Origin of the sequence: Nonomuraea sp. NPDC050153, assembly GCF_044460125.1 — a bacterium.
GTDB lineage: Bacteria > Actinomycetota > Actinomycetes > Streptosporangiales > Streptosporangiaceae > Nonomuraea.
Window position 1 is genome coordinate 79,927 of sequence record NZ_JBITJQ010000030.1, and the last position, 18,626, is coordinate 98,552.

The window sequence follows — 18,626 nt, forward strand, 5'->3', positions numbered from 1 at the left end:
GCCGGTCGTCGCAGGTCGGCCGGGGAATCGCAGGTCGGCCTCCTTGTTCTGGACGTGCGGAGGTGCCGAGGGCCGCACGGCCGCGGGGAGCCGTAAGAAACGATCCGAGCACGGAACGGGGTGACGTGTGATCACGCGGGTTCGCCGTGAGCTGATCGTGGGAAGTGCAGACAACAACGCAACATGAGTAGGGTCGCCCTAGGAACACTGACGTTTGGAGGGAGTCGCGTGGCATCGCACAGGGATCTGCCCGCCGGCTTGGTCAACCAGCTTTTCCGCAACACCGGAAGTTCCTCGTTCTCGGAGTTTGTCAGCTCGTATGCGCCTGATTTGCTGCCGCAGCGGGATGAGGTGCTGGCCACCCCGATCGGCGACCAGGTCCCGCACGCGACGACGATCGTGGCCGCCACCTTCGCCGGTGGCGTGCTCATGGCGGGCGACCGGCGGGCGACGTCGGGCAACATCATCTCCCAGCGCGACGTGGAGAAGGTGTTCCGCACCGACGACTACTCGTGCATGGGCATCGCGGGCACGGCCAGCACCGGCATCGAGTTCGCCCGGCTGTTCCGGGTGGAGCTGGAGCACTACGAGAAGCTCGAGGGCCGCACGATGTCGGTGGCCGGCAAGGCCAACCGGCTGGCCACCATGATCAGGGGCAACCTGGCGATGGCGATGCAGGGGCTGGTGGTGGTGCCGCTGTTCGCCGCGTACGACCCCGACAAGGACGAGGGGCGCATCTTCAGCTACGACGTCGCGGGCGGGCCGTACGAGCGGGACAGGTTCGACGCGATCGGTTCCGGCTCGATCTTCGCGCGCGGCTCGCTGAAGAAGCTCTACCGCGACGGCGCGACGGCCGATGACATGGCGATGACCCTCATCCAGGCCCTCTACGACGCCGCCGACGACGACTCGGCGACCGGCGGGCCCGATGTGACCAGGCGGATCTGGCCGATCGTGTCGGTGATCGACGCGGACGGCTTCCGCCGGCTGAGCGAGGAGCAGGTCTCCGACTACGTGGAGCAGATGCTCGAAGCCCGCCTGATCTCGCCCGACGGCCCCATCGCCCCGCTGCGCTAGAAAGGACCACCGCACGTGTCCATGCCTTTTGGATATGCGTCCCCTGAGCAGATCATGCGGGACAAGGCCGACTACGCGCGCAAGGGCATCGCGCGGGGCCGTTCCGTCGTCGTGCTGCAGTACGTCGACGGCATCCTGTTCGTCGCGCCCAACCCGTCGCGGGCGCTGCACAAGATCAGCGAGATCTACGACCGCATCGGGTTCGCGGCCGTGGGCCGCTACAACGAGTTCGAGGAGCTGCGGCTCGGCGGCATCCGCTACGCCGACATCAACGGCTACACCTACGACCGCTCCGACGTGACCGGGCGCGGCCTGGCCAACCTGTACGCCTCCAACCTGGGCCGCATCTTCACCGAGTCGATCAAGTCGCTGGAGGTGGAGGTCGTGGTCGCCGAGGTCGGCGAGAGCAAGGACGGCGACGCGATCTACCGGCTCACCTTCGACGGGTCGGTCTTCGACGAGCACGGCTTCGCGGCCATGGGCGGCCAGGCGGAGGCGGTGGCCACGCGGCTCAAGGAGCGCTACCGCGAGTCGATGTCGCTGGCCGACGCGCTGGAGGTGGCGCTGACGGCGCTCACCGAGCCGGGTGGCGAGCGGCCGCCGGTGGCGCAGCTGGAGGTGGCGGTCCTCGACCGCAACCGGGAGCACCGCAAGTTCCTGCGGCTCACGGGCGCCCGCCTGGAGCGCCTGCTGGCCCAGACCACCACCCCGCCCGCGCCGGCCACCCCGCCGCCCGCGGCCAAGCCCTCGGGGGACACCCCGCCTCCCACGGGGCCTGAGGGCGACGTGGACGACGGCTCGGCGCCGCTGTAGCCGTCCCGCTTTCCGAACCCGCCAGGGGCCGCTACGGCGGCGCCTGGCGGGTTTTGCGTTGGTTTCTGGTGCGGGGGATGCGGCAGCGGTGGCGTGCGCGTGGTATGGCCACCGGAGTGTGCGCGGTGGCAAGGGCGGGACGGCGGGCGGTGAGGGGTGGGCTGGAGGCCCGCGGCGGGAGCGGGAAACGGCGACGGGCGCGGGCGGTGGCGGTGAGAGGGAGCCCGGAAGGCGGGGCAAGGGGTGGTCAGGGTGGTGCCGGGGGAGCGGGAGTGGCGGGAGGGCCGGGGGAGTGTGATCTGTATCACTGTGGTTGGGGCGAACTTCGGATGGTGATGGCGGATCTCAGAATCCGTGAACACTCCCAAGCGTGGTTTCCTGGTGGCAGGTGCCGCCGTGGCCGTGGTGCTGAGCTCCGGCGTGGCCGCCCACGCCGCCCCCGCGGCGGCCGGTGCGGCGGGCGCGTCGTCCGTGTCCGCCGCCGCGGCCTTCCCCAAGTTCAAGGCGCCCAAGCCCTTCGGCACGAGCTTCCAGGCCGACCCGAAGCACGACTTCACCAAGGGCATCCACTCCCGTCACGACGGCGTCCTGCGCGGCTGGATCACCGAGATCCGCGGCGACGTGGCCGAGTACGAGCCCATCAAGTGGAAGAAGGGCACCGAGACCGAGGGTTACTTCGTGGCCCCGCCCGAGGGCGACGTCATGGCCTACGCCTCGCCCGTCGCCAAGGACGTGGTCTACCTGTCGGCGTTCGGCTGCGGGAAGTCGGAGGGCGACATGACGGTCAACCGGAAGACGGGGCTCGGCAACAAGCGTTGTTCCAGGTCCGTGCTGATGAAGCGGGACGGGAAGGCCGCGCTCATCACGGTCTACAAGGGGAAGATCGTCCAGGTTCAGGAGATCTACACGCCCTGACGCCGCAGGCCCTGGAACGGCGGGAGGACGGCACCGCGCCTCGTGGGGGCGGGCGCGGGACGAAAGGGATGAACAAGGGGTCTCAGAGGGCCAGGTGGGAAAACACCTGGAAGATCTCTCCCGCTCGCCGATCCGTGGGCATAGTGTGAGGTGATGGATCGTCGCATCTTCGGGCTGGAGAACGAGTACGGTGTGACCTGCACGTTCAGGGGGCAGCGCAGGCTGTCGCCCGACGAGGTCGCGCGCTACCTGTTCCGGCGAGTCGTGTCCTGGGGCCGATCGAGCAACGTCTTTCTCCGCAACGGCGCGCGTCTCTACCTCGACGTGGGCAGCCATCCTGAATACGCAACACCCGAGTGTGACAACGTCATCGAGCTCGTCACCCACGACAAGGCGGGCGAGCGCATTCTCGAGGGCCTGCTGGTCGACGCCGAGAAACGGCTTCGCGAAGAGGGCATCGCGGGTGACATCTATCTGTTCAAGAACAACACGGACTCAGCCGGAAACTCCTACGGCTGCCACGAGAACTACCTGGTCGGCAGGCACGGGGAGTTCGGGCGGCTGGCGGACGTGCTGATCCCGTTCCTGGTGACGCGGCAGATCATCTGCGGGGCCGGCAAGGTCCTGCAGACTCCGCGCGGCGCCGTCTATTGCGTCTCACAGCGGGCCGAGCACATCTGGGAGGGCGTCTCCAGCGCCACCACCCGGTCCCGGCCCATCATCAACACCCGCGACGAACCGCACGCCGACGCCGAGCGGTTCCGCCGCCTGCACGTCATCGTCGGCGACTCCAACATGAGCGAGACCACGATGCTGCTCAAGGTCGGCGCCACCGACCTGGTGCTGCGCATGATCGAGGCGGGCACCGTGATGCGGGACCTGTCGCTGGAAAACCCGATCAGGGCCATCCGCGAGGTCTCCCACGACATGACCGGGCGGCGGCGGGTGCGCCTGGCCAACGGGCGGGAGGCCTCCAGCCTGGAGATCCAGCAGGAATACCTGTCCAAGGCGAAGGACTTCGTCGATCGCCGCGGCGGCGACGCCATCGCCCACCGGGTGCTGGAGCTGTGGGAGCGCACGCTGCACGCGGTCGACACCGGCAACCTCGACCTGGTCTCGCGGGAGATCGACTGGGTGACGAAATACCAGCTCATCGAGCGCTACCGGAAGAAGTACGACCTGCCGCTGTCCTCGCCCAGGGTGGCCCAGCTCGACCTGGCCTACCACGACGTGCACCGCAAGCGCGGCCTGTTCTACCTGCTGCAGAAGCGCGGCTCGGTGGAGCGGGTGGCGTCCGACCTGAAGATCTTCGAGGCCAAGTCGGTGCCGCCGCAGACGACCAGGGCGCGGCTGCGCGGCGAGTTCATCCGCAAGGCGCAGGAGAAGCGGCGCGACTTCACCGTCGACTGGGTGCATCTCAAGCTGAATGACCAGGCCCAGCGCACGGTGCTGTGCAAGGACCCGTTCCGAAGCGTGGACGAGAGGGTGGACAAGCTCATAGCCGGGATGTAGCGCTGCGTTTACCTCGGGCCTACCCGGAAGTCGGGTAGGGTGACGCGAATCTGCCGTCTTTCCGAGGGAAACCCATGCGCCGCGCTCTGGCCGTACTGGCCGCCGTGCCATTGATCCTTTTCGCCGCCGCGTGCGGCTCCGACGGTGCGAGCACCGGCGCCACCACCGGCGCCGGGACGGGGGTCAAGGTCACCGGTGACGTGGGCGCCAAGCCCACGGTGACCTTCCCCTCCGGCACGCCCGCCACCAAGTCGTCGTACGAGGTGATCCAGCCGGGCAACGGCGACGGGGTCAAGTCCGGCGACCGCGTGATCGTCAACTTGACCGTCTACAACTGGGACGGCAAGGGCAACGCGGTGCAGGGTTCCTCCTACGACACCAAGAAGCCCGAGACGATCGCGGTCGACCAGCAGATCCCGCAGGTGCTGCAGGAGGGCTTCACCAAGGTCAAGCACGGCGGGCGGCTGCTGGCCGTGCTCGCCAACGACTCCGTCCCCGCGCAGCAGGCCACGCAGCAGCCGGCCGAGCCGACCAAGGTGTTCGTATTCGACATCGTCGGCACCCAGCCGCCGCCGCTGAAGGCCGCCACGGGCAAGGAGACGGGCGAGAGCCTCAAGGGCGTCAAGGTCGTCAGCCCGGGCGGCGACAAGGCGCCCACGCTGACCACGAAGACGGACGACAAGCCGTCGGACAAGCTCGTCGTCAAGACCCTCATCGAGGGCACCGGCCCGAAGGTGGAGGCCAGCCAGACGCTCACCGTCCACTACACGGGCAAGCTGTGGGGCACCGACAAGCAGTTCGACTCCAGCTGGGAGCGGGGCCAGCCGGCCGAGTTCCCGCTGTCGGGGGTCATCAAGGGCTGGCAGCAGGGCCTGGCCGGGGTGCCGGTCGGCAGCCGGGTCGTGATGAGCATCCCGCCGGACCTGGGCTACGGCGACCAGGAGCAGCAGGGCATTCCCGCCAAGAGCACCCTGGTGTTCGTGGTGGACATCCTGGGCGCGGCCTGACCCATCATCCCGTCCGGCCCGCCCGCGCGGGCCGGACGCGGTAGCATCGCCAGGCCCAGCCCCGCCGCGTGGGAGGACCGATGCGCCGCCGTCGTACCGCCGCGATTCTGCCGGTCCTGCTCCTGCTGGCCGGCTGCGCGGGCGGCGTCGCGCGCGACCTCGGCATGACGGTGGGCGGGCCGTTCGGCGCCAGGCCGACGATCGCCTTCGCGGGCGGCGGGCCCGCCGCGGGGCTGCGGGTGGAGGAGCTGGAGAGCGGTGAGGGCGTCCCGCTCGGCGCGGACGACCTCGCGATCGTCCAGTACACCGCGCACGTCTGGGACGGCAAGGACAACCGCGTGGTCGACTCGACCTTCGACCGGGGCACGCCGGCCGCGTTCGCGCTGGGCGAGCTGCCGCCGGGGCTGGACGGCGCGCTGCGGGGCCGCAGGGTCGGCAGCCGGGTCGTGGCCGCCGTCCCGCCGGAGTACCGCCGCGGCGCGCAGCCGCCGCCCGGCGTCGGCCCCGGCGACGAGCTCGTCTACGTCGTCGACATCCTCGGCGCCCACCCCAAGGGCGCCTCGGTCGAGGCGGGCGGCGGCTCGCTGGCGGGCGTGCGCGTCACCGCCGGCTCCCCGCCCGCGCTGGAGGTGCCCGCCACCGCCCCGCCGGCCGCGTTCGAGGCCAAGGTGCTGGCCAGGGGCGACGGGCGCGGCACGCGGGCCGGGCAGCTCGTGGTCGCCCAGTACGAGGGCGCGGTCTGGGGCAGCCGCCGCGTCTTCGAGGCCACCTGGACGAGAGGCCGCCCCAAGGCGTTCAGGATCGGCGACGGCGGCGTGCTCAAGGGGTGGGAGCGGGCCCTGGTCGGGGTGCCGGCCGGCAGCCGGGTCCTGATGGTCGTCCCGCCCTCGTACGGCTACGGCCCCGCCGGCGACCCCGCCCACGGCATCACGGGCACCGACACGCTCGTCTACGTCGTGGACCTCATCGCCGCGTATTGAGGCAGGATGAGCCTCATGATCCGTACATTCCTCGTCATCGTGTCGGCCTTAGCGGTCCTCCTCGGCGGAGCCACGGCCGTGTCCGCCGCCGCCGGCCCGCCCTTCTGCAAGGGCGTCAAGAAGCCCTGCGTCGTCGGCGGCGACGCCGGCACGACGTGGGTCAACACCTCCGCCTCCGGCAAGGCGCAGGCGAAGGCCGTGGCCGACCGCGTGCTGCGCAACGCCAAGGCCGCCTACCGCAAGTACCACGCGCCCGAGTGGGTCGACATCTGGGTGATCAAGAAGGGGGCGTGCTGGCGCAGGTACGGCAACGTCCCGTCCAACGCCAGCCGCGCGTGCACGTACAAGCACGTGGAGCGGAAGCTTTCGTAGACTCCCGATGTGAGTAGCGACGACCTCGACGCGCTGGCCCTCCTGCACGACCCCGTACGCCGCAGCCTGTACGCGGCCGTCGCGGCCCGCGGCGGCGACGTGGGCAGGGGAGAGGCGGCCGAGGCCGCGGGCGTCTCCAGGACCCTCGCCGGCCATCACCTCGACAAACTCGTCGAGGCCGGGCTGCTGGAGAGCGGCTTCCGGCAGCAGGACAAGAAGGGGCCGGGCAGCGGCCGGCCCGCCAAGGTCTACCGCCGGGCCAGGGGCGAGCGGGCGGTGAGCCTGCCGCCGCGCGACTACGCCGCGCTCGCCTCGGTCCTGGCCGAGGTCGTGGACGCGCTGGGCGCCGAGGAGCGGGCCGAGCGGGCGGCGCGCGAGGCCGGCGCCCGGCTGGCCAAGGGGCACGCGGGCGAGCCCGTCGAGCGGGTCCTCCAGGAGCGCGGCTACGAGCCGTACGAGGAGGGCGGCGCGCTGCGCCTGCGCAACTGCCCCTTCCACGTGCTCTCCGAGGAGCAGCCGCTGCTGGTGTGCTCCATGAACCTGGCCCTGTGCCAGGGACTGCTCGAAGGGCTCGGCGACGAGCCGGGCCGGGCCAGGCTGGACCCGCGGCCGGGGGAGTGCTGCGTCTCCCTTTCTAAAATAAATGAGGATTGACATAGAAGCCGCAGGGGTGGTGTGCTGAGCGTCATGCATCTTGCCGAGCTGAACGTCGCCCATCTGCGCGCGCCCATCGACAGCCAGGAGCTCTCCGAGTTCGTCGCCCTCCTTGAGCCCGTCAACGCCATCGCCGACGAGGCCCCCGGGTTCGTGTGGCGGCTGAAGGAGAGCGAGGAGGACCCCACCGCCACCGTCATCCACGGCTACGGCGACCACCTGCTGGTCAACTTCTCGGTGTGGGAGTCGCTGGACACGCTGTGGGACTACGTCTACCGCAGCGTCCATCTGGGCGTCCTGCGCCGGCGCAGGGAGTGGTTCCTGCGCATGGCGGAGCCGTACATGGTGATGTGGTGGATCCCCGAGGGTCACATCCCGTCGCTGGCGGAGGGCATGGAGCGGCTGGAGCGCCTCAAGGCCGAGGGGCCCGGCCCCGAGGCGTTCACGTTCAAGGACTCCTACGACAGCAGCGAGGCCGTCAGCCTGCCCGCCGCCGCCGAGGCCAGGAAGTAGGCCAGGTCCTCCTCCAGGCCCCTGCCCATCGTCGACAGGCGCACCGGCGACTCGCGCAGCGCCTCGTGCAGGCCGTCCACCGGCACCGGCACCAGGCGGTGCCGGACGGCCAGCAGCTCGGACTGGTCCCTGACCCGCTCGCCGAACTCCCCGGCCAGCTCCGGCACCGGCACGTCGGCGGGCGTCAGGGCGACCCGCCCGTAGGCGGTCAGCGAGTGGTGCGAGACCCCGTAGTGGCGCTCACGCCGGTCGCCCTCGCTGACCCGCAGGGCCGCCACCGGGCGGCCGCGCAGCACGCCCGCCGCGTTGACCGCCTCGCCCGCCGACACGCCGGAGAACCCCCATTTGGTGCCCGTGCCCAGGTTGCCGGGGCCCTGCGTGACGATCGCCGCGTCGGCCTCCAGCACGTGCCGGGCCGCCAGCAGCCCGGTGTGGACGGTCACCGCCTCCACGTCCCCGCCGAACGACTGCCCGACCGTCACCACGCCCGCCAGCCAGCCGATCTCCCGCAGGCGGGCCGCCGCCATCGAGAACCACACCGGCAGCGCGCCGCCGTCCTGCATCACGTACGCCACCCGCGTGCCGGGCCGGTCGGCGTACAGGCCGCACAGGATCGGGGCCAGCGCCGAGTGCAGGTCGGCCACCACGACAGGCATCCCGTCCAGGGAATCGGCCTCGCGCAAACTGTCGTGATGCGGGGAGTCCTGCTCGTCGGCGCCCAGCACCGTGGCCTGCAGCGGTGTGTAGCGCGCCTTCACCAAGTGCCCGGGACCGGCGGGATCTTGCGGCAAACGGTTAGGGACGGCCACCACCATGGCGTAACCTCCCGTACCGAGACCCATCGCGAGCGCGGTCGTGTTGAGCAGCACCTCGTCACCGGGTTCCGGGCGGCCGACCAACGGAGGATAGGCCAGAGCCCGGCACTCCCCCTCGGGGACGGCGACGTCCAGCTCCACCGCTCCCGGCCACTCGCGTCGGATCCGTACAACCTCGCCCTTGCGCCATCTGATCACGGGGGCAGGGTAGCGTCGATGCAGGAGGAGTGAGGCAGATGTCGCGCCGGAAGACCGAACGGTTGCTCAATCTGGTGATCTGCCTGCTCGCCACCCGGCGGCCATTGTCGGCCGAGCAGATCCGCCAGGCCGTCCCCGGCTACGACCGCGATGGCGACGAGGCGTTCCAGCGCATGTTCGAGCGTGACAAGAACGAGCTGCGCGAGATCGGCATCCCCATCGACGTGGTGCGCGACCCCTGGGAGGACGAGCCGGGCTACCGGATCGAGCGCGAGTCGTACGAGCTGCCGGAGATCACCCTGGAGCCCGACGAGGCCGCCGTGCTCGGCCTGGCCGCCCAGGTGTGGCAGCGGGCCAGCCTGGCCGAGGCCGCCTCGGGGGCGCTGCTGAAGCTGCGCGCCGGCGGCGTGGCCACCGACCGGCCCGTCGGCGCGTCCATGGGCGGTGTGATGGGCGGGGGCGCGCTGGAGCTGCGGGTGGACACCCGCGACCCGGCCTTCCCCGCGCTGTGGGACGCCGTGCGCGACCGGCGCGTGGTGCGCTTCGACTACCGCAGCGCCGGCAGCGAGAGCGTGCGCGCCCGCACCGTGGAGCCGTGGGGCGTGGTCAGCCGCAACGGCCGCTGGTACGTGGCCGGGTTCGACCGCGACCGGCAGGCGCCGCGCGTCTTCCGCCTCAGCCGCGTCACCGGGCAGGTCACCGTCATGGGCAGGCCCGGCGCGGTCGAGGTGCCCGAAGGGGTCGACCTGCGGGGTATGGTCGGCTTCCCGGACGACTCGACCGACGAGCGGGTGGCCGTCGTCCGCGTCCGCCAGGGGGCGTGCGAGGGGTTGCGGCAGCTCGCCGTGGCCGTGCGCGCGGGGGACGGCGGGTGGGACGAGGCCGATCTGCCCTTCACCGACCCCGAACGCCTGGCCGGCTGGATGGCCAGCCTCGGCGCCGACGTGGAGGTCGTCGAGCCGCCGGACGCCCGCGAGGCCGTCATCCGCCGACTGAAGGGGGCAATGGCATGACAGCGGTGACCACCGGGTCGACCACAGGATCGACCGCCGGACCCGGCGAGGAGCTGCGATGAGCGGGTCGGCCGACCGGCTGCCCCGGCTGCTGGCGCTGGTGCCGTACCTGATGTCCCACCCGGGGGCGCAGGTCGACGAGGTGGCCGCGGTGTTCGGGCTGAGCGAGAAGCAGCTCATCGACGACCTGCAGCTCGTGTGGATGTGCGGGCTGCCCGGCCACACCCCCGGCGACCTCATCGACGTCTCCTGGGACGGCGGCGAGATCATCATCGACAACGCCGAGACCATCGCCAGGCCGCTGCGGCTGGGCATCGACGAGGCCAGCGCGCTGCTGGTCGCCCTGCGCATGCTGGCCGCGACCCCCGAGCTGGCCGAAGTGCCCGGCGACGCGCTGCCCCGCGTGACGGCCAAGCTGGAGCGGGCCGCCGGCGAGGGCGCCGCCACCCTCAGCAGCCAGCTCGCGGTCGACGTGGACGCCGCCCCCGACGCGCTGCCGCGCGTGCGCGAGGGGCTGACCAGGGGCCGCCGGCTGTCGCTGCGCTACTACGTGCCCGGGCGCGACGAGGTGACCCCGCGCGAGGTCGACCCCACGCGGGTCGTGGTCGTCGACGGCCGCACCTACCTGGAGGGCTGGTGCTACCGGGCCGAGGCGATGCGGCTGTTCAGGCTCGACCGGATGCTCGGCGTGGAGGTGCTCGACGTGCCCGCCGACCCGCCGGCGGAGGCCGAGCCCATCGACGTCACCCGGGGCGTCTTCCGGCCCTCGCCCACCGACGAGCTGGTCGAGCTGGAGCTCAGCGCGGCCGGGCGGTGGGTGGCCGAGTACTACCCGTGCGAGCAGGTCACCGAGCTGGGCGAGGGGCGGCTGCGGGTGGCGCTGCGGGCCCGCGACGAGGACTGGATACTCAAGCTGGCGCTGCGCCTGGGCGACACCGGCCGGGTCGTCTCACCCCCTGAGATGGCCGAGACCGTCCGCCAGGAGGCCGAGCGGGCCCTGGCCCTGTACGCTCACCAGTCATGACGTGGATCTACGTGGCGGGCGGGCTGTGCGTGGCGGGGCTCGTCGTGGTCGGGGTCGCCGGCGCCCGCGTCGTCGCGGCGGCACGTACTCTGAAAAGGGAAATCGCCGAGGCGACGGCCCAGCTGGAGCCGAGGCGGGCCAGATTGACGAGCCGGGGGGATGAGACCACGCCCCGGGCAGCGTACGATCGTGGCTGAAACAGGCACTCGCTAGAAAAGGGCGTTTCATGTCGAATCTCGGAGTCCCCGAACTTCTGATCATCGCACTGGTGCTCGTCCTGCTGTTCGGTGCGAAGAAGCTGCCCGAGATGGCCCGCGGCGTCGGCAGGTCGCTGCGCATCTTCAAGTCCGAGACGGCCAAGCTCCGTGAGGACGACGACGACACTCACACCGTCCAGGCCCAGGCGCAGGCCCCGGCTCAGCCGCAGCCCCAGCCGGTGCAGCCCCAGCCGATCCAGGCCGCCCCCGCCCCCACGCTCTCGGCGGAGGAGCAGGCCAGGCAGCTTGAGGAGCAGGCCGCCAGGCTGCGTGCCAGCGCCGCCTCCCAGTCTGACAAGCGCGTCTGATCCCATCCCTCCTCGTCACCTGGACTGTTAGATGGCGCTGCTCAAACGGTCGAGTCAGCCCGCATCCGACCCCGAGGGCCGCATGCCCCTCATGGAGCACCTGCGCGAGCTGCGTAACAGGTTGCTCATCGCGGCCGTCGCCGTCGTCGTGGGCATCATCATCGGGTGGATCTTCTTCGATCCGGTCTGGGCGTTCATCAAGGAGCCCTTCTGCGAGACCCCGCAGGCCCAGCAGTTGCGTGTCGGCGAGTGCACGCTGACCTACGGTGGCATCTTCCAGTCGTTCTTCCTGACGTTGAAGGTCTCGGCGATGGTGGGCATCGTCGTGTCCTCACCCGTCTGGCTCTACCAGGTCTGGGCCTTCGTCACCCCGGCCCTCTACCGCAACGAGAAGCGCTACTCGATCGCTTTCCTCGGCCTGGCGATCCCGCTGTTCGTGGTCGGCGCCTTGCTGGCGTACGTGATCATGGACACCAGCCTGGCCATCCTGCTCGGGTTCGCGCCGACCGACACCGTGGCCATCATCCAGATCGACGAGTACGTCAACTACGTGCTGATCATGGTGGTGATCTTCGGCATCTCGTTCGAGCTGCCGCTGCTGCTGGTGTTCCTCAACATCATCGGCGTGCTCTCCCACGCCACGGTCAAGAAGAACCGCCGCTGGGTGGTCTTCGCCATGTTCGTCTTCGGCGCGATCATCACGCCCGGTGGCGACCCGCTGACGATGATGGCGCTGGCCGCGCCCATGGTCGTGCTGTACTTCCTGGCCGAGTTCTTCATGTTCATGCGCGAGAAGCGCATGCCCGCCACCGAGGACTTCTCCCATCTGGACGACGACGAGGCATCCCCGCTGGTGGAGGACTCCGCCCCGCTCGATGTCACGTCGGTCGACGATGAGCGACCCGGGGAGGATTCCGGTTCCACGCGATAGGCGATAAGTTCCGGGCGTGTCCCCTCAACTCGCCCTGCTGGTCAACCCCGCCGCCCGCGGCGGACGTACGCTGCGCCTGCTCGAGCCCGTGGCGCGCCGGTTGCGCGCCGGAGGGGCCGAGCTGTCGGTGATCGTCGGCGACGACGCCACCGACGCCCTTGAACGTGCCTGCGCGGCCGTGGCCGAGCGCCCCGACGCGCTCGTGGCCTTCGGCGGCGACGGGCTGGTCCACCTGGCCGTGCAGGCCGTGGCCGGCACCGACGTGCCGCTCGGCATCATTCCCGCGGGCACCGGCAACGACTTCGCCTCCGCGCTCGGCGTGCCGCTGGGCGACCCCATGGCGGCGGCCCGCGCCGTGCTGCGCATGAAGTCGCGCCTCGTGGACGTCGCCCGGATCCGGGCGGCCGGGCAGGCGGACGAGCTGTTCGCCGGGGTGGTGTGCTGCGGGTTCGACTCGCGGGTCAACGAGCGGGCCAACCGGATGACGTGGCCGCCCGGGATGGCGCGGTACCTGGTGGCGACGGTGGAGGAGCTGCGCTCCTTCCGGCCGATCCCGTTCCGGGTGACCCTCGATGAGGAGGAGGTCATCGAACGCGAGGCCATGCTGGTGGCGGTGGCCAACACGCGCTCGTACGGGGCGGGGATGCGGGTGTGCCCCGACGCGCGGCCCGACGACGGACTGCTGGACGTGATGATGCTGGAGGCGGTGTCCAAGGCCGAGTTCCTGCGGGTGTTCCCGAGGGTGTACCGGGGGACGCACGTGGGGCATCGGGCGGTGTCGGTGCGGCGGGTGCGCAGCGTGCGGCTGGAGATCATGCCGGGCGACACGGACGTTGTCGCCTACGCCGACGGCGAACGCGTGGGCCCGGCCCCGGTCCACTGCGAGGTGCGCCCCGGGGCGTTGCGCGTCATCATTTGAGATCTACATTGTAAAGGCGCCCGGCCGGAGCTCGGCGCCGAGCGGACGGCGGCCCCGGAGGGGTCGATCGGAGTACGGTGGGACGGACCGGAAAGGCGATTTCGGTAGGCTGACGGGTATGACAACGCCAGCGGAACGCTACGCTGCCTTCCGTCAGAGACATGGGGACGACGGGGGCGCGCTGAGATCGTTCCGAGGTCTCTACGACTTCGAGCTGGACGACTTCCAGCTAGACGCCTGCCGCGCGCTGGAGGCCGGGGACGGTGTCCTGGTGGCGGCGCCGACCGGGTCCGGCAAGACGGTGGTGGGCGAGTTCGCCGTCCACCTGGCCTTGGAGCAGGGCCAGAAGTGCTTCTACACCACCCCCATCAAGGCTCTGTCCAACCAGAAGTACAACGACCTGGTCAAGCGCTACGGCACCGCCAAGGTCGGCCTGCTGACCGGCGACAACAGCGTCAACGGCGAGGCCCCCATCGTCGTCATGACCACCGAGGTGCTGCGCAACATGCTCTACGCCGGGTCGGCGACCCTGGCGGGGCTCGGGTTCGTGGTCATGGACGAGGTCCACTACCTCGCCGACCGCTTCCGCGGCGCGGTCTGGGAAGAGGTGATCATCCACCTGCCGGAGTCGGTGCGGCTGGTGGCGCTGTCGGCGACGGTGAGCAACGCCGAGGAGTTCGGCGAGTGGATGGGCGAGGTGCGCGGCGACACCACGGTGATCGTGGACGAGCACCGTCCGGTGCCGCTGTGGCAGCACATGATGGTCGGCAACCGCCTTTACGACATGTTCGTGAACGACGACCTGACCCCGCGCGTCAACCCCACGCTGATGCGGGTGACGCGCGACGCCGAGCGGCTGACGGAGGGGCGGGGCAGGCGCGGCTACGGCAGGCCGCAGCGTTCGCGGCCGCCGGACCGGGTGCAGGTGATCGAGAAGCTCGACGCCGAGGGGCTGCTGCCGGCGATCACGTTCATCTTCTCGCGCGCCGGGTGCGCCGCCGCCGTCCAGCAGTGCCTGTACGCCGGGATCCGGCTGACCACCGACCGCGAGCGGCACGAGATCCGGCAGCTCGTGGACGAGCGCACGGCGCATCTGCCGGACGAGGACCTGGCCGTCCTGGGCTACCTGGAGTGGCGTGACTGCCTGGAGCGCGGGCTGGCCTCCCATCACGCGGGCATGCTGCCGGCGTTCAAGGAGGTGGTGGAGGAGCTGTTCACGCGCGGGCTGGTCAAGGCCGTGTTCGCGACGGAGACGCTCGCCCTGGGCATCAACATGCCGGCCCGCAGCGTGGTGATCGAGAAGCTCGACAAGTGGAACGGCGAGACCCACGCCGACCTCACGCCGGGCGAGTACACCCAGCTCACCGGGCGGGCGGGGCGGCGCGGCATCGACGTCGAGGGCCACGCGGTGGTGTTGTGGCAGCAGGGCATGGATCCGCTGTCGGTGGCGGGTCTGGCCGGTACGCGTACGTACCCGCTGCGTTCGAGCTTCCAGCCGTCGTACAACATGGCGGTCAACCTCGTCGGTCAGTTCGGCAGGGAACGGGCCAGGACACTGCTGGAGGAGTCGTTCGCGCAGTTCCAGGCCGACCGGGCGGTCGTCGGGCTGGCCAAGCAACTGCGCAAGCACGAGGAGGCGCTGGAGGGCTACCAGGAGGCCATGACGTGTCACCTGGGAGACTTCCCCGAATACGCGGAGCTACGCCGACGGCTCTCCGATCGTGAGGCGGACCTGGCCAGGCAGCGCGGCGCCGCGCGTCGTGCGGCCGCCGTGCGGTCGCTGGAGGCGCTGGAGCCGGGCGACGTCATCCGGGTGCCGGGCGGGCGCCGGGCGGGGCTGGCGATCGTGCTCGATCCCGGCCGCAACCCGCGCGGTCAGGGGCCGAGCCCGCTGGTGCTGACGATCGGCAAGCAGATCAAGAAGCTCGACCCGGCGGACTTCCCCGTCCCGGTCGAGCCGCTGGAGAAGCTGCGCATCCCGAAGAACTTCAACGGCCGCTCGCCCAAGGAGCGCGCCAACCTGGTCTCCACGCTGCTGGCCAAGCTCGGCGACCGCGACCTGGGCAAGCCGGTGCGGGCGCGCGACCACGCGGTGGAGGACGACGAGATCAACGAGCTGCGCCGGCTCATCCGCCGGCACCCGTGCCACGGCTGCGACGAGCGTGAGGACCACGCCCGCTGGGCCGAGCGCTACCACAAGCTGCTGCGCGAGACCGGGGGGCTGCGCCGCCGGGTCGAGGGGCGCTCGCACGTCATCTCGCGGACGTTCGACCGCATCTGCTCGGTGCTGGAGCAGCTCGGTTACCTGGACGGCGAGGCCGTCACCGACGAGGGCCGCCGGCTGGGCCGCATCTACACCGAGCTCGACCTGCTGACCGCCGAGTCGCTGCGGCAGGGGTTGTGGGAGGAGCTCGACCCGGCCGAGCTGGCGGCGTGCGTGTCGGCGCTGGTGTTCGAGTCGCGGGCGCCCGATGACGCGCGCCGGCCGAAGGTGCCCGCCGGGCAGACGCAGCAGGCGCTGACGTCGATGATCCGGCTGTGGGGGGAGCTGGAGGGCATCGAGTCCGACCATGAGCTGTCCACGATCAGGGAGCCCGATCTGGGGTTCGCGTGGGCGGCGTTCCGGTGGACGAAGGGGCACAGCCTGGACGCCGTGCTCCGGGACGGTGTGAACGGCAACGAGCTGGCCGCCGGTGACTTCGTACGGTGGGTCAAGCAGCTGATGGACCTGCTCGGCCAGCTCGGGAACGCGGCCCCGCCGGGCAGCAAGATCAAGCAGACGGCGGGCAAGGCGGTCGACGCGATGCGTCGCGGCGTGGTGGCCTACTCCTCGCTCACCTGACCTTCCCGGAGGTCCTGCCCGCCCTCGCCGGAGGGCGGGCTCGGGGGCGCTAGGAGTCCTTGGCGACCGCGCCGATCGTCAGGAGCAGGCCCGCGACGCCCACCACGGCCCCGGCGACGGTCAGGGCGGTGCCGTCGAGCACCAGGTGCAGCAGGCCGAAGTTGCCTCCGAAGAAGTGGTTGGCGATGAGGCTGCCGAAACCCTGGATCATGAGGATGACGCCGGTGAATGCCATGAGTCCATGATCCTGGCCGCAGACGTCCGATCCATCGGACCAAAGTATCGGGTCGCCTACACCTTGGAACCGGTGCCGGGCGGCATCGTTTGGCATTCCCGTTACCCGAATCAGTGCCTCTGTTTATTTACGCTCGATTTAACGGGCGCGGGCAACGGCCTTTGTCGGCCGGTTTTGCTGGTCAAGTTCCTTTTAAATAGGCGATTTCTCGTGCTTTGTCCCATTTCGGGTGCTAACGTGCGATTTGTGCAAGTCAGCAAACGGGGGAGGAATCATGGCCAGCACTCAGCTCACCAGGATCGACTTCCAGCAGGGTTGCTGCCGCCGCCGCCGCCGCCGTAGGCGCTGGCGCTGTGGGTGGCGCTGCCGCTCACGCCGCTGGTGGTGGGGGTGGTAAACCGCTCCCCTGAGAGCCGGTGGCCTGGCCGCCGGCTCTCATTGACTGTCTCCGGCCGCGAACTCGCTCCGGCGATTTCCATTCGCCGCACCTTTCGCGAGTTCTGGCCGGACACCCGCGGGTTGCGCCGCCTATTCGCGGCCGGCGTCGTGTTCGCCGTCGTGGCCGCGCTGTGCGAGGTCGCCGCGATCCGCCTGTTCGGCCACATCACCGACGAGGTGCTGACCACCCGGCGCCTGAACGAGTTCTGGGTTCCGGCCTTCGCCTGGCTCGGGCTCGCCGCGGTCGCCGGGGTGACGTCCTTCGCGGCGACGTACGTCACCGCGCTGGGCGCGGAACGGTTCCTGCTGGCCCTGCGCGACCGCGTCTACGAGCACCTGCAGACGCTCGCGCCGGACTTCTCGGAGAACCGGCGCCTCGGCGACCTGATGGCACGGCTGACCGACGACATCGAGGCCATCGAGGAACTCGTGGGGTCCGGGGTGGTCAAGGCGCTCACCACGGCCGCCAGCGTGGTGTTCTTCGCCGGGGCGGCCTTCTTCATCCGCTGGGACCTCGCCCTCGTCACGATGGCGCTGATCCCGCTGTTCCTGGTGGTGTCCAAAGTGTTCGCCGGCAGGTTCAGGACGGCCGCCGCCCGGGAGCGCTTCAGCAACGGCGCCATGAACAGCGTCCTGGAGGAAGGGCTGGCCAACCAGCCGCTCGTGCAGGCCTACAACCGGCAGGGGGCCGAGTCGGGCCGCCTGCACCGGGAGGGCGGCATGTGGCTGCGCGCCAACATGGCGCAGGCCTGGCTGTCCGGCCTGTACGGGCCCACCGTCCAGGTCATCGAGACCGTCTGCCTGATCGTCGTCCTGGGGGTCGGCGCGTGGGAGATCGCCGCGGGCCGGTTGACCCTGGGCGGCCTGCTGGCCTTCGCCGCGTACCTGGCACTGCTGTATCCGGCGGTCCAGGCGCTGGGAGAGCTGGCGCTGACGGTGTCGGAGGCGGCGGCCGGGTCCGACCGGGTCATCGAGCTCCTGCGGGTCAGGCCGGCCGTCAACGACGCGCAGGACGCCGTGCCCGCCGGGAGGAGCCGGGGCCTGGTCGAGTTCGACCGGGTCGGGTTCACGTACCCGAGGCGGGGGCGGCAGGTGCTGCAGGACGTGACGTTCACCGCCTCGCCCGGCAAGGTCGTCGTCCTGACCGGGCCCAGCGGCGTCGGCAAGTCCACGCTGGCCAAGCTGATGCTGCGGTTCTACGACCCGGAAGCGGGCCGCATCCTGCTGGACGGGACCGACATCCGGCGCCTGACCCGGCTGTCGCTGCGCGAGAACATCACGATCCTGCACCAGGAGACGCTGCTGTTCTCGGGGTCCGTACGCGACAACATCGGCTACGGCCGCCCCGACGCCTCGCTGGAGGAGATCGTCAGGGCGGCGGAGGCCGCGGGGGTGCACGACTTCGCCGAACTGCTGCCGCAGGGCTACGACACGCCGGTGGGGCAGCGGGGGCGGCTCCTGTCCGGCGGGCAGCGGCAGCGGATCGCCATCGCCAGGGCCATCCTGCGGGACGCGCCGGTGCTGGTCCTCGACGAGCCCATGACGGGGCTGGACGAGGCCACGGCCGCGCAGGTCATGAAGCCGCTGCTACGGCTCATGGCCGGGCGGACGACACTCCTCATCACGCACGACCTGCGGTTCGTGCCGGAGGGGGCGCGCATCGTGGAGCTGTCGCCGGTGCGCAGGGAGGAACGCATCCGCCTGAAGCGCTTCGCCCGCGCCTACCCGCGCCCGCTCACCCGGAACCGGCCGTCCCTGACTGACCACCGCATCACACCTCCCTGACCGGCCCCCCGGAACACC

General features: G+C 70.8%; 19 protein-coding genes. 17 read left to right on the forward strand and 2 right to left on the reverse strand.

Going from position 1 to position 18,626, the window contains the following annotated elements:
• Window positions 1-228 precede the first annotated feature (228 nt).
• The 9 genes from prcB to ACIBQ1_RS46520 all read left to right on the forward strand — a co-directional run bounded on the left by prcB (window position 229) and on the right by ACIBQ1_RS46520 (window position 7,843).
• Entirely contained in the window at window positions 229-1,077 is an 849-nt protein-coding gene (gene prcB / locus ACIBQ1_RS46480) for a proteasome subunit beta (RefSeq protein ID WP_397287679.1), read from the forward strand.
• A 21-nt stretch (window positions 1,078-1,098) separates the two neighbouring features.
• Complete coding sequence (gene prcA / locus ACIBQ1_RS46485; RefSeq protein WP_397287827.1) at window positions 1,099-1,890, forward strand: proteasome subunit alpha; 792 nt, start codon at window positions 1,099-1,101, stop codon at window positions 1,888-1,890.
• A gap of 354 nt (window positions 1,891-2,244) precedes the next feature.
• Window positions 2,245-2,805 carry a hypothetical protein gene (locus ACIBQ1_RS46490; protein ID WP_397287681.1) on the forward strand — a complete coding sequence of 187 codons (561 nt, stop codon included), beginning with the start codon at window positions 2,245-2,247 and terminating at the stop codon, window positions 2,803-2,805.
• Window positions 2,806-2,958: 153 nt separating this feature from the next.
• Complete coding sequence (pafA, locus tag ACIBQ1_RS46495) at window positions 2,959-4,317, forward strand: Pup--protein ligase (protein ID WP_397287683.1); 1,359 nt, start codon at window positions 2,959-2,961, stop codon at window positions 4,315-4,317.
• 74 nt (window positions 4,318-4,391) lie between these two features.
• Window positions 4,392-5,324 (forward strand): FKBP-type peptidyl-prolyl cis-trans isomerase, encoded by a 933-nt coding sequence (locus ACIBQ1_RS46500; RefSeq protein ID WP_397287685.1) that lies wholly within the window; start codon window positions 4,392-4,394, stop codon window positions 5,322-5,324.
• An 80-nt stretch (window positions 5,325-5,404) separates the two neighbouring features.
• Window positions 5,405-6,304 carry an FKBP-type peptidyl-prolyl cis-trans isomerase gene (locus ACIBQ1_RS46505; protein WP_397287687.1) on the forward strand — a complete coding sequence of 300 codons (900 nt, stop codon included), beginning with the start codon at window positions 5,405-5,407 and terminating at the stop codon, window positions 6,302-6,304.
• Between the two features lie 15 nt (window positions 6,305-6,319).
• Window positions 6,320-6,676 (forward strand): hypothetical protein, encoded by a 357-nt coding sequence (locus tag ACIBQ1_RS46510; protein WP_397287689.1) that lies wholly within the window; start codon window positions 6,320-6,322, stop codon window positions 6,674-6,676.
• A 9-nt stretch (window positions 6,677-6,685) separates the two neighbouring features.
• Entirely contained in the window at window positions 6,686-7,330 is a 645-nt protein-coding gene (locus ACIBQ1_RS46515; protein ID WP_397287691.1) for a helix-turn-helix transcriptional regulator, read from the forward strand.
• A gap of 33 nt (window positions 7,331-7,363) precedes the next feature.
• Entirely contained in the window at window positions 7,364-7,843 is a 480-nt protein-coding gene (locus ACIBQ1_RS46520; protein WP_397287693.1) for a DUF3291 domain-containing protein, read from the forward strand.
• Here the strand turns inward: ACIBQ1_RS46520 and ACIBQ1_RS46525 are convergent.
• On the reverse strand, window positions 7,789-8,856 hold the full coding sequence (locus ACIBQ1_RS46525) for a DUF3866 family protein (RefSeq protein ID WP_397287695.1): 1,068 nt from the start codon (window positions 8,854-8,856) through the stop codon (window positions 7,789-7,791). The two genes, ACIBQ1_RS46520 and ACIBQ1_RS46525, sit on opposite strands and share 55 nt — an antisense overlap.
• A 38-nt stretch (window positions 8,857-8,894) precedes the next feature.
• Between ACIBQ1_RS46525 and ACIBQ1_RS46530 the strand changes: the two genes are divergently transcribed.
• From ACIBQ1_RS46530 to ACIBQ1_RS46560, 7 genes are all read left to right on the forward strand, one after another.
• A complete protein-coding gene (locus ACIBQ1_RS46530) occupies window positions 8,895-9,869 on the forward strand; it encodes a helix-turn-helix transcriptional regulator (protein WP_397287697.1) in 975 nt (324 codons plus the stop codon).
• 58 nt (window positions 9,870-9,927) lie between these two features.
• On the forward strand, window positions 9,928-10,893 hold the full coding sequence (locus tag ACIBQ1_RS46535) for a YafY family protein (RefSeq protein WP_192785549.1): 966 nt from the start codon (window positions 9,928-9,930) through the stop codon (window positions 10,891-10,893).
• Window positions 10,890-11,090: a hypothetical protein gene (locus tag ACIBQ1_RS46540; protein ID WP_397287699.1), complete on the forward strand. Its 201-nt coding sequence runs from the start codon at window positions 10,890-10,892 to the stop codon at window positions 11,088-11,090. The genes ACIBQ1_RS46535 and ACIBQ1_RS46540 overlap by 4 nt, the downstream gene beginning before the upstream one ends.
• 29 nt (window positions 11,091-11,119) lie before the next feature.
• Window positions 11,120-11,458 carry a Sec-independent protein translocase subunit TatA gene (tatA, locus tag ACIBQ1_RS46545; protein ID WP_397287701.1) on the forward strand — a complete coding sequence of 113 codons (339 nt, stop codon included), beginning with the start codon at window positions 11,120-11,122 and terminating at the stop codon, window positions 11,456-11,458.
• 31 nt (window positions 11,459-11,489) lie between these two features.
• Window positions 11,490-12,389, forward strand: coding sequence for a twin-arginine translocase subunit TatC (gene tatC, locus ACIBQ1_RS46550; protein WP_397287703.1), 900 nt, complete (start codon window positions 11,490-11,492; stop codon window positions 12,387-12,389).
• Window positions 12,390-12,405: 16 nt separating this feature from the next.
• The gene (locus ACIBQ1_RS46555; RefSeq protein ID WP_397287705.1) at window positions 12,406-13,308 is read left to right on the forward strand and encodes a diacylglycerol/lipid kinase family protein; all 903 of its coding nucleotides are present in this window, start codon (window positions 12,406-12,408) and stop codon (window positions 13,306-13,308) included.
• Window positions 13,309-13,426: 118 nt separating this feature from the next.
• Window positions 13,427-16,150: a DEAD/DEAH box helicase gene (locus ACIBQ1_RS46560; protein WP_397287707.1), complete on the forward strand. Its 2,724-nt coding sequence runs from the start codon at window positions 13,427-13,429 to the stop codon at window positions 16,148-16,150.
• Window positions 16,151-16,199: 49 nt separating this feature from the next.
• On the opposite strand, the gene ACIBQ1_RS46565 is transcribed toward ACIBQ1_RS46560, so the two are convergent.
• The gene (locus ACIBQ1_RS46565) at window positions 16,200-16,385 is read right to left on the reverse strand and encodes a hypothetical protein (protein ID WP_397287709.1); all 186 of its coding nucleotides are present in this window, start codon (window positions 16,383-16,385) and stop codon (window positions 16,200-16,202) included.
• Window positions 16,386-16,904: 519 nt separating this feature from the next.
• Between ACIBQ1_RS46565 and ACIBQ1_RS46570 the strand changes: the two genes are divergently transcribed.
• Window positions 16,905-18,608: an ABC transporter ATP-binding protein gene (locus ACIBQ1_RS46570; RefSeq protein ID WP_397287711.1), complete on the forward strand. Its 1,704-nt coding sequence runs from the start codon at window positions 16,905-16,907 to the stop codon at window positions 18,606-18,608.
• Window positions 18,609-18,626: the final 18 nt, after the last annotated feature.